This is a genomic window from Fibrobacter sp. UWH6 (assembly GCF_900142465.1).
GTDB lineage: Bacteria > Fibrobacterota > Fibrobacteria > Fibrobacterales > Fibrobacteraceae > Fibrobacter.
Genome location: NZ_FRAX01000013.1, coordinates 99,439 through 112,947 on the forward strand (window position 1 = coordinate 99,439; position 13,509 = coordinate 112,947).

Consider the following 13,509-nt stretch of genomic DNA (forward strand, 5'->3'; position numbering starts at 1 on the left):
CATTTCGTTTATACCATGGCGGTCATCCGCAATTACTTTACATCATATTCAGGAATGGGCAGGGCTTCGCCAGCCTTCATGGCCTTATCGAGAGCTGCAGACTTTACCGGATCCACCCACCAGTAAACGGGGATGGCGTCTTCGCGATTGAAATTGTCCAGAACCTTTTCGGGCATGCCATAACGGTTCCAGTACAGTATGCGGTGGTGATCGCACTGCCACATCAGAACGTAAGGCACAATCTCGGAAAGACGGTTATCCAGTGCCTTCAGGATTTCGTTGCGCTTCGCCAAATCAAATTCAGTCTTCTGCAATTCAATCAGGCTGTCCACCACGGCATCCTGCAAACCGCTCAAGTTGTTAGTGCCCTTGTCCATAGCCGTCTTGGAGGACCAGCTGGCCTCGGGATCACGAAGTCGGCCTGCGCCCCAGTTCACCCAGTAAAGGTCAAAGTCCGCATCGTCAAGACGCTTACGCAAGGTGCTCTGGCTCATCTGTTCGATGGTGGCCACCACGCCGATCTTCTTCAGGTCTTCCTGGAAGAGCGTCAGATGACGCAGGTCTTCGCTGCTGGTAATGAAGTTAATTGCAAAAGGCTTGCCATCCTTTTCCAGAACACCCTGACCATTCACCTTGTAACCCGCATCCGCAAAGAGGGCGCGGGCACTGTCCGGATTGAACTTGTACATAGTGGCCTTGGGGTTGGTATTGTTGGGCCACAAGTCAGGATAGTAGCTGTTCTGCAGGAAGTACTGACCGTACATGTACTTTTCGTTCATGGCTTCGCGGTTCAGCATAAAGTTCAGGGCACGACGGACGCGAACATCCTGGTACTCGGGCTTGCGCATATTGATGGCCATGCCCTGGAAACCGATAGGTTCCTTATTGAAGATGCGCTGCTTTACGGCCCAGCCCTTCTGCACGGCATCGAAGTCAGTCTGCTTCATCCAGATGCTGCTGGTGTAGATAGCGTAGGCGTTGAAGTCCTGCTTCTTGAATGCTTCCAAGGCCTTGGTCTGGTCGTTCATGAAGCGGTAACGGATCTTCTGGAAGTTGTACTTGCCACGGTTCCAGTTCTTCTTGAAGCCCCACCAGTCGGCACGGCGGGCCAGTTCCACATAGCGGTCTTCACGGAAGGTCTTGATGATGTAGGGGCCAGATACCACCGGGAAATCGTAACGGATCTGGTTGAAGTCCTTGCCCTGCCAGGCATGCTTGGGGAATGCCAGCATACCGGCCGCTTCCCAGAAGTTGCCCCAGTGAATTTCCTTGGCGGTCATCTTGATGGTCAAGCTGTCCACAACTTCGGGACGGTCAAAGCGAGAAAGTCCCACCTTGAAAATGGGAGTCAGGTTCTTCTCGTCCATGATCACGTCGTAGTAGTACTGCACATCTTCGGCGGTAATGGACTTGCCGTCGCTCCACTTGGCGCGAGGGTCCACGTGGAAAGTAAAAGTCTTGCCGTCTTCGCCCACGCTCCAGCTGTCTGCCAGAATTCCAACTTCCTTGTCTTCGGTACTATGGAGGGAAACCAGCGGTTCGAACATCATGCCCATCAACTCTGCAGAGAAGCTGTTGTAGTCTTCCCACATGTTGAAGGACTTGGGCATGGCGGAACCCCACAAGGTAATGGCACCGCAGGGGCGAGCCTCCTTGGAAGCCACCGGGTCAAACTCGCCAGTAGCTTCGGGATCCATAGGCAGAATCGGGCAATCCGCTTCAGAAACGGCAGCCTTTGATGCAGAGCCCTTACCCGAATTGGAACCAGACTCATTGCAGGCGATCAAAACTGCGGACACCGCCAGAGGCATCATTAAACCAAAAGCAACTTTCTTAAAATTCATCTTTCGTCTCAACTAAGGCAAGCCAACGTGGCGTGCGGATTGTTTCTTGGGTTTGGAATTTGCGTCGGCGGACTTGTCTGCATCATCAGCGGAGTTGGCGGCGTCTTCAGCCAAGAGCATTTCAAGGCTGACGCGGGCCGCTTCCTGTTCGGCCTTCTTCTTATTGGGGCCAGAACCACGACCGTAGGTTTTATCGTTGATGTGGACTTCGGTGGTGAACACCTTCTGATGTTCCGGGCCGTCTTCGCCAATCAAGACGTAAACCGGCGACGTACGACGCTTCCCCTGCAGGTATTCCAGCAAGGCGCTCTTGTGGTTTACGAAATCGTCGGCCACAATGATTTCCTTGATGCGAGGGAAATGGAACTTGTTGAGAATGGCACGGACTTCTTCCAGACCGCCATCCAGGTATACAGCACCAAGTACGGCTTCGTAGGCGTCAGCCACAATAGTTTCCTTGCCGCGGCCACCCATCTTCATCTCGGACTTTCCAATCTTGATATATTCGCTCAAGCCCCATTCCTTGCTGGACTGGGCGCAGGCGTGACCCGACACGATGGCACTCTTGCGCTTGGAAAGATCACCTTCCGGGTCGTTGGGATAGTTGCGGTACAGATACTCGGTGGTAAGCATGTTGAGCACGGAATCGCCCAGAAATTCCAGACGTTCGTTGTTGCTCTCGTAGGGCATATCCTTTCCTGTCAGGAAGGAACGATGCACCAGGGCATGAGCCAGCAGTTCCGGATCTCTGAATCTGTACCCAAGCTTTGCCTCAAGCCCGTCCTCGGACTTCTGGCGAAACCAGAGCTTTAATACTTTGTGCAATAAATTTTCGTTTTCCAAATTTATCTCCTATGGGGAAACGCGGGTTGGATCCGCATACTGAATATAATACGTAAAGATAAAAAGACCGCCCAACCGCACAAAAATAAAACGGCCCCGGGAAGTTCCAGGGACCGCTTTAAATTCGATTGCTTAATTCCAACAAATCAAGAAATTACTTCTTGGATTCGATGAAGGCGACAACGTCGGAAACCTTCTGGAACTTTTCTGCATCGCTGTCGAGGATTTCGACTTCGAATTCGTCTTCGAGAGCCATAACCAGTTCGACGCGGTCGAGGGAGTCAGCACCGAGGTCGTTACCGAATTCGGATTCCGGCTTCACATCTTCAGCCTTAACTTCGAGTTTGGCAACGATAACGTCGACAACCTTCTTAAAAATTTCTTCGTTCATTTTAGTCTCCATTTTTGGATTAAGTGTTTGAGTTTAATTTAGTAAAAAATCGTTAAGCGTTCAAGCCCCCGTCAACGCCCAATACCTGTCCGGTAATGTAGGAAGCGTCGTCGGATGCCAAAAATGCCACTGCCTTGGCCACATCTTCGGGGTTGCCAATGCGCTGCAGGGGGATAGAAGCGGCGTACTTTTCCTTGGTAGCGTCGTCCATCTTGGCAGTCATGTCGGTGCCGATAAAGCCAGGAGCCACAGCATTCACGGTAATGCCGCGGGAAGCGAATTCCATGGCGTTGGACTTGGTCATGCCGATGATACCGGCCTTGGCTGCGGCATAGTTGGCCTGGCCAGCCTGGCCACGGATAGCGTTAATGCTAGTGATGTTCACGATACGGCCAGTGCGCTTGCCCATCATGGTGCGGGCCACGGCACGGGTGCAGAGGAACACGGAACGGAGGTTGGTCTGGATGACGGCGTCGAAGTCTTCGTCCTTCATGCGCATCAGCAGGCCGTCGCGGGTGATACCGGCGTTGTTCACCAGGATATCCACGGTACCCATATCAGCAATGATCTGCTTGAACACGTTCTGTACAGTTTCGGAGTCGCCAACGTTGCAGGCATAGCTCTTGACCTGCACACCCAGTTCGGCGCTCAACTTGGCAGCCAAGTCTTCCTTCACGGAGGTAGAAAGGATTGCGACGTCTGCGCCTTCCTGAGCCAGCTTGGTAGCGATAGCCAGACCAATACCGCGGGAAGCACCAGTAACAATAGCCTTCTTGCCAGTAAGTTTACCCATTTGATAGTTCCTCATAAATTAAAAGTTTAGCAGTCAGGTGCGAGGTCGGTCGCCTTCGGCTCCCTTTGAGGTATGAGGTTAAAGCCTAACAACCTCAAAGCGAACGTAGTGAGCGACCTCATGCCTCAAGGCACGAAGTGCCGACCTATTAGCCCTTCAGGGCTGCAAAAGCTTCGATGGTTTCGACGGGGGTGACCTTCACGTCGCGGCTGATCTTGCGCATGAGACCCATGAGAACCTTGCCGGAACCCACTTCAACACCCTGGGTTACACCGAGGGAGATAGCCTTGTTCATGCAGTCGTTCCAGCGGACCGGGGACACCAGCTGGCGGACCAGGAGGTCTGCAATTTCCTTGCCGGAAGTCACAGGTTCTGCAATGACGTTAGCGATGACCGGCTTAGCCACATCGTTGAAGGTAGTCTTTGCAATAGCTTCGGCGAGACCCGGCTGAGCGAACTGCATCAGCGGAGAGTGGAAAGCACCGGACACGGCCAGGGGGATAGCCTTGATGCCAGCAGCAGCGCAGTTTTCAACCAGCTTGTTCACGCCTTCGACGGCACCGGACACCACGATCTGGCCCGGGCAGTTGATGTTTGCCGGAACCACGACACCTGCATCCTTCACGGATTCGCAGAGTTCGATAATCTTTGCTTCGTCCTGACCCATGATGGCAGCCATGGCACCGGGGTTCTTGGAACCGGCAGAGGCCATCAGTTCGCCACGGGTGCGGACCAGGCGGAGACCATCGGCGAAGCTGAAACCGCCAGCGGCATAGATTGCAGAGTATTCACCCAGGGAGTGACCTGCAACGTAGTCAAATTCAAAACCTTCGGACTTGAGAAGTTCCATCACCATTGCAGAAACGGTGAAGAGAGCGGGCTGGGTATTGTCGGTGCTCTTGAGAACGTCTTCCGGACCTTCAGCCATGAGCTTGGACAGGGAGAAGCCGAGAATTTCGTCAGCTTCCTGCATGATCTTCTTGGCAGGTTCAAAAGTAGAAGCCAGAGTCTGGCCCATACCAACATACTGGGCACCCTGGCCCGGGAAAAGAAGAATGGTCTTAGACATGTTTTTCCTTGAGTGTAAAACAACGACTTGTAATATACGTCACAAAATTACAAAAATCATACCGCAAACAGGAGGGGCCAGTCCAAATTCAATGATATAAAAAGGTGTCTAAAGACTTACGTCACTAAAAAGGCAATCTCTTTGAGCATCAAAGGATTAAGCGCATTAGAACAAGGTCAAGGATTTTATATTTTACGCAAAACATCATCGGGACGGGCCTAGTCCTGGAGCCTTTTTGTTGAATGTTTACATCTTTTTTCTGGGAATAAATTAGGAGAACATATGAATATATTCAAGAATCTTGCCGTGATGTCCATCGCCGCGATCATGCTTATTGCCTGCGGAGGCGATAACGGCTCCAGCGCCAAGGACGATGAAATTATCCCGAGGAAAAAGCGGAAAAGAGATCAAGCGCGTCGTGGGCAAGTAATTCCAGCTCTGCATTTCAAATCGTTTCGATAAATAAGTCCAATAGTTTCTCCGTCCGTTGTGTAATGGTGGAGTAACACCAATCTCCTAAACAATTCTCCCCAAAAAAGATTCTAGGGAACCCTCATGGTGAGGGCTCCCATTCCCAAGTTTAAATGATAATGATACGCAAAAGTCGTATCGAGGGTAAAATTGAATTTGTAAAAAAAAGACAGGATTTCAGTCCTGTCTTTTTTCGTTCGTCACTGGATCCTTCGCTTCACTTCGTTCCGCTCAGGATGACAATCCGCGGATTATGCCTGAGCGGGAGCTTCTTCGTCCTTGATTTCAGACAAACGAGCGTTCACAGCCTTAGCCACGCCGAGGCGGGCGTACTTGGCAGCCACTTCAACAGCCTTTTCGATAGCCAGAGCGTCGGAACGGCCGTGAGCGATAATGCCGGTGCCGTTGAGACCCAGGAGCAAGGCGCCACCGGTCATGCGGTAGTCCCACATTTCGTCGAACTTGCGACCAGCTTCGGAATCGATGTTGCCGAACATCTTGTGATGCATTTCGTAGAAGCCTTCGATCATCTTGAGGATTACGTTGCCTGTAAAGCCAGAGGTAACAGCCACGTCGGCCTTGCCCATGATCAGGTCTTCGCCTTCGATGTTGCCGATGAAGTTCACGGGAGCGTTCTTGAGAAGCTGATAGGCTTCCTGACAAACTGCGGGACCCTTGTGTTCTTCTTCGCCCATGTTCACGAGACCGACCTTCGGCTTTTCGCGACCGAAGTAGGTTTCGGCAAATGCAGAACCTGCAATAGCGAAGTCTACGAGTACAGAAGCGCGTTCATCTACGTTAGCGCCAGCATCCACGAGGACGATGGGCTTTTCGGCGGTGGGGATCACGCAGCCGATAGGCGGACGGCCAAACTTTTCGGTGGTCTTGCCAAGAAGCATAAGGCAGCTGGCCATCATGGCGCCAGAGTTACCGGCACTGACGGAAGCATCGACCATACCCTTCTTCTGGAGGGCGACGCAAGTCACCAGACCGGAATGAGGCTTCTTCTTGAGGACCTGTACAGGATGTTCATCCATGGCCACCGGATCCGGTGCGTCAACCACAGAAATGCCGTGACCGGTGTAGCCACGCTTTTCAAGACCAGCCTTGACCTCGGCCTCAGGTCCGCACAAAACAATATGCAGATCGGCATCCTTGTTGGCAGCGTTAATGGCGCCTTCAATCACAACGTCGGGAGCGAAATCGCCACCCAGGGCATCCAGTGCAACTTTAACCACAATAACTCCTTATACATCAAAAAAAGTAAGCCCCGGCGCATGCCGGAACTTACCTTAATATAATCAATTAAATTAGGCTTCGGCCTTCATGTCGACAACTTCGACACCGTTATAGAAACCGCAAACCGGGCACACGCGGTGCGGACGCTTCACGGAACCGCAATGATCGCAGGTAGCCATAGCGGGCACGTCCATCTTCCAGTGGGTGCGGCGCTTGTCACGACGAGCGGTAGAGGTTTTTCTTTTAGGTACTGCCATTTTTAACTCCTGTTAGTCTAGTTACCCTTAGACATTTTGTCTTTGAGGGCCTTGAGTTTGTCCCAGCGAGGATCCATAGGCTTTTCACCATCGGATTCTTCGCCAGCTTGATTGTTTGTTACAAAGATAAAATCTTCGTCGGGATTTTTCACGGGTGCTTGCGGTTCTTGCAGTATAATTAGCTCACGAACGCACTCGGAAACATCGACGAAGTACTGCCCCTGGGGAATCTTGTAGGCAAAAACGTCTACATCTTCCTCGTCCAATTCTTGCTTGGCCACCTGAAGACGTTCAACTTCGACCACGATTTCAGTGGAGAAGGGTCGATCGAACGGTTCAAGAGTACGGGAGCAGGTCAGCGTCTGAACGCCAGAGATAGAGCCAGTCACAAGCCACTTGTTGTCGCCTTCGGGGCTAACCAGCACCTGAGCTACCAGATCGCCCTTTAGGTGCAGTTCGTCGAAGAGTTCAGGGGCATCGGCATGGGACCAGACCACCTGGCGGTCTTCGGGTTCAGTCAAGGTTTGTGCAATTTCTATTCTCACAGTGAGCGCAAATTTAGTAAATCACGGTATTTAAGTCAACATAGGGTATCATCGCAATAACGCTGGATATCCAGCAGAACCTTGCGGAATTCTTCCATCAAGGCCGGATGGGACTCAAAAATCACCTTGAAATTCTCTTCCTTAGCGGCATCTTCCAGCTTCTTCGCCATAAGGGAGACCTTGTCGGCCCCCACGTTCACCAGGCAAGACTTCAAGGCATGAACCTTGACCCGGTAGTTGGCCCAGTCAGACTTTTCGTAATACTCCTGGAGGTAGTAGTCAAAATGTTCGTCGGGCAAGGACTGCAACACTTCCTTGTACAGTCCCCTGTCATTAACGCAAAGGGCCAGCCCCTTCTCGAAATCGATCAACACCGATTCCGTTTTCACCTCAGGTTTCGCAACATCCGCCTCGTCTGACTTCATGTGGACCATCTCTGCCGGAAGGTGCCGCAGGAGCACCTTTTCTAGCAGGGAGCCGCGGACAGGCTTCGCCAGGAAGTCATCGAAGCCGCGAGCTAGGTACATCTCCTGGGCTCCCGACATGGCATTGGCCGTCAGCGCCACCACCTTGGCTTCAGCGGACTTGTTATTGGACTTCGCCTTCAACCGTTCCAAAGTTTCCACGCCATCCATCTGGGGCATCATATGGTCCATCAAGATAACCTGGTAGCAGTTTTCTTCTACTTTATTCAAACACTCCTGACCGCTCTCCACGCAGTCAATCTGCATCCTGGAATTTTTCAGCAGTCCCCTAACCACCATCAGGTTCATGCGGTTATCATCAACCACAAGAATCTTCGCCTCAGGCGCCTCGAAGCATTCCTGGAATACGCCTACAGACTTTTGCCCATCTGCATTTTCAAGGTCTGCGTTTCCTATGGCTGTCCCATCCACCACATCCTGGGACAGCACAAAATAGAACTCGGAGCCCTTGCCGTATTCGCTCTTGATCTGGAGAGAACTTCCCATCAGTTCAAGCAACTTCTCGGTAATGGAAAGTCCAAGGCCGGTCCCTTCGATGCCACGGTTACGGGTTTCTTCCAGTCGCTTGAAGGATTCCAGCAAGCGCGGTTTGTCTTCTTCGCGAACACCGACGCCCGTGTCCTTGACCGACACATAAAGTTTGCATTTCGAGTCTGCGGTCTCGCCCCAGACCTTCAATGTCACGGAACCCTTAGGCGTATACTTCACCGCATTGGTCAGCAAGTTCATGATAATCTGGCGCAGGCGGAAATCATCGCCCACCAACACCGACGGCAAATCAGGAGAAATCTCGGTCTTTAATTCCAGACCACGTTCTTCCACCTTCGTCGCAATCATGGTCTTCAAGTCGGCCAGGACGTTAGACAGTCTGTATTCCACCGGGACGATGTTCATCTTGCCGCTTTCAATTTTAGAGAAATCAAGGACGTCGTTCACCAGAGACAACAGCATGTTTCCTGCCAGCTTGATATTCCGGGCGTACTCCGCAATTTCTTCGGGCGTACCGCCGCGCAGGATCATCTCGTCCATGCCAAGCACCGCATTGATCGGCGTACGGATTTCATGGCTCATGCTGGCCAGGAAGTCGCTCTTGGCGTTGTTGGCCTTTTCGGCTTCGCGCTTCAGCAGTTCCTGGGTCTTGTAGGCTTCCTGGAGGGCGGCCTGTTCATCGTAATAGATGTTCTTCTGGTAGAGTACCGTAACCACCACCGTTATGCCCACCACAAAGGTGGAGGCCACCGTACTGATGTAGGTGTCGGCCATGTTCGTAAAAAGGTAGACGAAATCGGGGCGGTAATAGCCAATGCCATAGCTGGCTCCATCTAGAACAAAGGCGATTGCCATGGCGATGTACATGCGGCGCCCCTTCAGGGCAAAGGCGATATAGAAGAATTCGTAAACGAACCAGCTGTTCACGCCGCTACTCACACCTCCAGCCGAAAGCCAGACAATAGGCATGGCCACCAGAATACAGGCAATCAGGATCCAGAACCCAAGATCTTCGTGCCCCGTCTTACGTGCCACCACCGAAATAACCATCATGGCAAGGACAACCGAAGCCACCGCCATGATTCCCGCAAAACTGACTGACGCAGCAAGGCAAATCAGCAAACCGCAAGTGGTACCGATAATACCAGTCACCACGAACATGGTGTTGGTTCGCAGTTCCAGCGGAACACTGTGGTCATAGACATAACGTTCCGTCGAGAAGATAAACGCAGACCAGTAAAAAGCGGCAGCCGCCAAGCTGAGCGCAAAGACCGTATAATCAAGACGGGACGAGCCCAAGAATCCGGGGAACAGTTCCGACACGGCGCTGAACATGACCACCGTTGAAAAGCCCAGCAATGCAAAACGATACTTGCGGTGATAATCCCTATCGGAGCGGACCCACTTGTAAACCAGCAAACAAACTACCACAGCGGCCATCACGTAGGTAAACGTCAGATGCAACCCAAAGAGAACACTTGGAACCAGGTCAAACCGGTTGAATCCCTCTGGACGAGCCGCAAAGCTCAACATGATTTCCTTAAAAGGATTGATAATCCAGCAGACCGCATCAAGGCTAACCAGTATCAGGAGCAACTTATTTACATAGGGCACAAAAGGCCGGTCAGCCAGTTCCACAAGATGGAACGTAAATGCCACCACGCAAACCAACATGGACATCACACATATGTAATGCAAACTGGTAAAACAGGAGTAGGAAAAATACTCCACACTCATAACGCTTGCCAAATAAGTCAAGACAACCAAAGAACAGAAAGTACAGGTAACACCCAGCAGTCTACCTGCCGGTCCGCCTTTCTTAAACGATAGCACGGCCCCCAGTATGTCGAGCCCCATAAAGCCAAGGGCCGTTACCAGAAAGCCAATCTGGAACATCGTCATAAATACCTCAAATACTCCTTACAGAGGTAGATATAATATTTTTACACCGCGTTGTAAGTTTTTCTTAAGAAAAAAGCGTCATAAAACAAGAAGCCCGCGACAACCATCGCGAGCTTTTTTCGTAAAGCCTCTAGCCACGTAGTGGCGACCTCATACCTCAAAGGCCAAAGGCCGCCCTCAAAGCGAAGCGACCTGATTACAGGTCAACCACTTCAGTCCAGCCGAACGGGTCTTCAGCTTCACCGAACTGGATAGCGGTGTACTTGGTGAAGAGTTCGGTGCAGACTGGGCCCGGATTCTTGCCATCGCCGTAGGTGAATTCCTTGCCAGCAACGGGGTCCACGATCTTCTTGATCGGGGTAATCACAGCTGCGGTACCGCATTCAGCTGCTTCGCTGAAGTCAGCCAGTTCTTCGAAAGCCACCGGACGCTTTTCAACAGTGTAGCCCAGGTATTCGGCCAGCTGCTGCAAGCTCTTGTTGGTGATAGACGGCAAGATGGATTCGGACTTCGGGGTAATGTAGGACTTGCCCTTGATACCGAAGAAGTTTGCCGGACCACATTCGTCGATGTACTTCTTTTCCTTGGCATCCAGATAGATGGTGCTGGAGTAGCCCAGCTTCTTGGCTTCGGCAAGAGACTGGAGGGAAGCAGCGTAGTTACCGCCAACCTTCACAGTACCGGTACCCTGAGGAGCGGCGCGGTCGTAGTTACGGCTGATCATCATGTCAACAGGCTTGAAGCCATCCTTGAAGTAGGGGCCAACCGGGCAGACGAACATCATGAACAGGTATTCGTCGGAGGGCTTCACGCCAACTTCTGCGCCAGTACCGATGAGGAGCGGGCGGATGTAAAGGGTTGCGCCATGGCCATAGGGCGGAACGAAGCGAGCATTCAGCTTGGTCACCAGGTGAGCCATTTCGCGGAAAAGTTCGATAGGCGGAACAGCCATGAGGACGCGGTTTGCAGTGCTCTGCATGCGCTTTGCATTTTCATCCACGCGGAACAGACGGACCTTGCCATCCTTGCCGGTGTAAGCCTTCAGGCCTTCGAAACCTTCCTGACCGTAGTGGAGGCAGGTAGCGGCCATGTGGATGCTGATGTTCTTGTCGGAGGAAACTTCAATCTTGCCCCACTGGCCATTGCGGTAGTAGCAACGAACGTTGTAATCGGTGTCGGAGTAACCGAAGGGGAGAGTCTTCCAATCGACATTATTCAAATCAATCTGCATATTTGCGACCTTTTATAAGGCGTCACAAGGCGCCAGAGTTAAAAATTTCTGTTTGAAATTTATAAAAGTTCACGTAATCGGCAACAAAAAATCATAAAAACCCTGTGATTTTTATGGCAAAACATTCAAGGGATACAAGTCGAAGGCTTTCAAATTCAACCCAAAGCCAAGGGCTTCATCGATTTAGCCTGTTTATGCTGATTTTACCCATAAATTGCCGAAAAGAATCGCATTTATAGGTAAAAATTCACGCTAAAGAAGAAAATTCTTGTAAAACACTCTTGGAAAGCCCCTGAATAAGGCCGTTTTTGGCCAAAAATACAGTTCATTTGCCCGAAAACGCCTCGTTTCATCACGCACAAACTAAAATCCTACCTATAAACACCAAAATTTTGGGAAATTTATAGGTAATTTCTTAAAAACCTAGGACCTTTCAGCATGTATTTTTTCAAAATCCTCACGGATCTGTTTAACTTCAGCGATCAGCTGTTCCTTGCTCGGCATGTAAAGTTTGAACTCACTTGCTAGAATGGTCTCGTTATCTTCGGGCAAGGTCATCTTCAAGGAGAATTCTTCTTTGCCTTGCGATAAAGGCAAAACCGTTTCCAAGTTCCAACAAGAAACGCTGCAGGTGATTGATGATGGCTGTTTCAAGATCCCTCTCGTAATATTCAGGGTTTCGTTCCAAGCCCAGGAATTCCAAGACCATGGGATCCTTGATAACTTCCTGAGGTGTTTCTGGAATACGCTGCTTGCGAGCCACAGCCAGGACTTTTTCCTTGTCAGAACTCATCAAGAGACGTTCATAAAGCTGAGAATGAATCTGGCGTTCTAGTTCACGGCTGGTCCAGGCGTTATTGATCGTTTCCAGTTCATAATATTCACGTTTTTCAGGATCATCAATCTTAATCAAATCTCGATATTGCGTCCAGTTCAATTGCGAACGCACTGCGTTCGCAATTGGATACAGGGTATAAAAACGCCTGCACATTTCCAACTGACGCACAGAAAATCCGCTGCCATACTCCGGTTCCAGCTCCTTGGAAAGGTTTTTCAAGAGAAACGAACCATAATCAGCCCGTTTCTTGCCTTTCTGTTCCTCTACTTGAATGCGCCGCCCGATGTTCCAATACATTTGAACGCGGCAAAAATCTACGCTACGGACAGCATTCCTACGAGACTGCTCAATGATTCCGCGAATATCAAGAACAAAGCTCTTGTTAATAGTTTCAACACTTTTCTTTGTCATAAAGGCCTCCTGCAATTAGGCATAGTTCAACACAGTTGTGCCATCGAATTTTCGACTTTTTCATCAAATGTCGCCATAGCTTTATCCAGGCGGGAACGCCCCCGCAATGGCGCAGGGCGTTTTCGCCCTACATACTATAACACGTTTTGAACGAGGAAATGTTGCATGATTTTATATAAAATAATTGTAAAAATGGGAATCCTCTAGCTCTTTCAAAAAAAAAGAAACCAATACTATTGATTCTTATTTTTTCAATTTCTCTTTTACAAGCGAAAACATGGAGTTCATACTATTTAATAACGACTCGATTTCATTCGATTCCATTTACCGGAAAGATTTGCGATCGTCCAGCATCAATTTCTTGTCAATATCAAGATGACGGCAGTCTTCGTTTTGCTCCATTTCCTAAGATGCCTTCAGATTGCAACTACTCAGCTAAAATAAATTCAATAAAAAAAGGGAATACTAAAAAGTTGCAGAAAAAAGAGTCCTATTTCGTCAATGGCACCCATCCCATTAAGAGCTCATCAAATGTCGTTATAGAGAACAAACAACCAATACTTCAACTAAAAGGAGTACGTTAAATAAAACTGCTAAATTAAAATTGAGGCATCATCAACATGTGTGGAAGCATTTAGGCAGCCTTGCTAGATGATTCTCTCGATTCCGATTCCCATTCGTAGGCTATCTGTACATCTACA

Annotated in this window: 12 protein-coding genes; 1 reads left to right on the forward strand and 11 read right to left on the reverse strand. The window is 50.2% G+C overall.

The window, feature by feature from the left end; translation table 11 throughout:
* Window positions 1-32: 32 nt before the first annotated feature.
* From BUB73_RS11635 to fabD, 5 genes are all read right to left on the reverse strand, one after another.
* Window positions 33-1,844, reverse strand: a complete 1,812-nt coding sequence (locus tag BUB73_RS11635) for an extracellular solute-binding protein (protein WP_073286065.1) — start codon at window positions 1,842-1,844, stop codon at window positions 33-35.
* 12 nt (window positions 1,845-1,856) lie between these two features.
* Window positions 1,857-2,687 carry a ribonuclease III gene (gene rnc, locus BUB73_RS11640; protein WP_073160290.1) on the reverse strand — a complete coding sequence of 277 codons (831 nt, stop codon included), beginning with the start codon at window positions 2,685-2,687 and terminating at the stop codon, window positions 1,857-1,859.
* 154 nt (window positions 2,688-2,841) lie between these two features.
* Complete coding sequence (acpP, locus tag BUB73_RS11645; protein WP_073160288.1) at window positions 2,842-3,078, reverse strand: acyl carrier protein; 237 nt, start codon at window positions 3,076-3,078, stop codon at window positions 2,842-2,844.
* 52 nt (window positions 3,079-3,130) lie between these two features.
* Complete coding sequence (gene fabG, locus BUB73_RS11650) at window positions 3,131-3,871, reverse strand: 3-oxoacyl-[acyl-carrier-protein] reductase (protein WP_073286068.1); 741 nt, start codon at window positions 3,869-3,871, stop codon at window positions 3,131-3,133.
* A gap of 148 nt (window positions 3,872-4,019) precedes the next feature.
* A complete protein-coding gene (fabD, locus tag BUB73_RS11655) occupies window positions 4,020-4,940 on the reverse strand; it encodes an ACP S-malonyltransferase (RefSeq protein ID WP_073160283.1) in 921 nt (306 codons plus the stop codon).
* A gap of 282 nt (window positions 4,941-5,222) precedes the next feature.
* Between fabD and BUB73_RS11660 the strand changes: the two genes are divergently transcribed.
* A complete protein-coding gene (locus BUB73_RS11660) occupies window positions 5,223-5,402 on the forward strand; it encodes a hypothetical protein (RefSeq protein WP_073286071.1) in 180 nt (59 codons plus the stop codon).
* A gap of 260 nt (window positions 5,403-5,662) precedes the next feature.
* On the opposite strand, the gene plsX is transcribed toward BUB73_RS11660, so the two are convergent.
* The 6 genes from plsX to BUB73_RS11690 form a co-directional block, all read right to left on the reverse strand.
* The gene (plsX, locus tag BUB73_RS11665) at window positions 5,663-6,649 is read right to left on the reverse strand and encodes a phosphate acyltransferase PlsX (protein WP_073160280.1); all 987 of its coding nucleotides are present in this window, start codon (window positions 6,647-6,649) and stop codon (window positions 5,663-5,665) included.
* A 72-nt stretch (window positions 6,650-6,721) separates the two neighbouring features.
* Window positions 6,722-6,907 (reverse strand): 50S ribosomal protein L32, encoded by a 186-nt coding sequence (gene rpmF, locus BUB73_RS11670; protein WP_073160278.1) that lies wholly within the window; start codon window positions 6,905-6,907, stop codon window positions 6,722-6,724.
* A gap of 17 nt (window positions 6,908-6,924) precedes the next feature.
* Window positions 6,925-7,452, reverse strand: coding sequence for a YceD family protein (locus BUB73_RS11675; protein ID WP_073160276.1), 528 nt, complete (start codon window positions 7,450-7,452; stop codon window positions 6,925-6,927).
* 35 nt (window positions 7,453-7,487) lie between these two features.
* A complete protein-coding gene (locus BUB73_RS11680; RefSeq protein WP_083539761.1) occupies window positions 7,488-10,328 on the reverse strand; it encodes an ATP-binding protein in 2,841 nt (946 codons plus the stop codon).
* Window positions 10,329-10,524: 196 nt separating this feature from the next.
* A complete protein-coding gene (locus BUB73_RS11685; RefSeq protein ID WP_073286081.1) occupies window positions 10,525-11,547 on the reverse strand; it encodes a branched-chain amino acid aminotransferase in 1,023 nt (340 codons plus the stop codon).
* Window positions 11,548-12,097: 550 nt separating this feature from the next.
* Window positions 12,098-12,808 carry a PDDEXK nuclease domain-containing protein gene (locus tag BUB73_RS11690; protein WP_212668369.1) on the reverse strand — a complete coding sequence of 237 codons (711 nt, stop codon included), beginning with the start codon at window positions 12,806-12,808 and terminating at the stop codon, window positions 12,098-12,100.
* Window positions 12,809-13,509 lie beyond the last annotated feature (701 nt).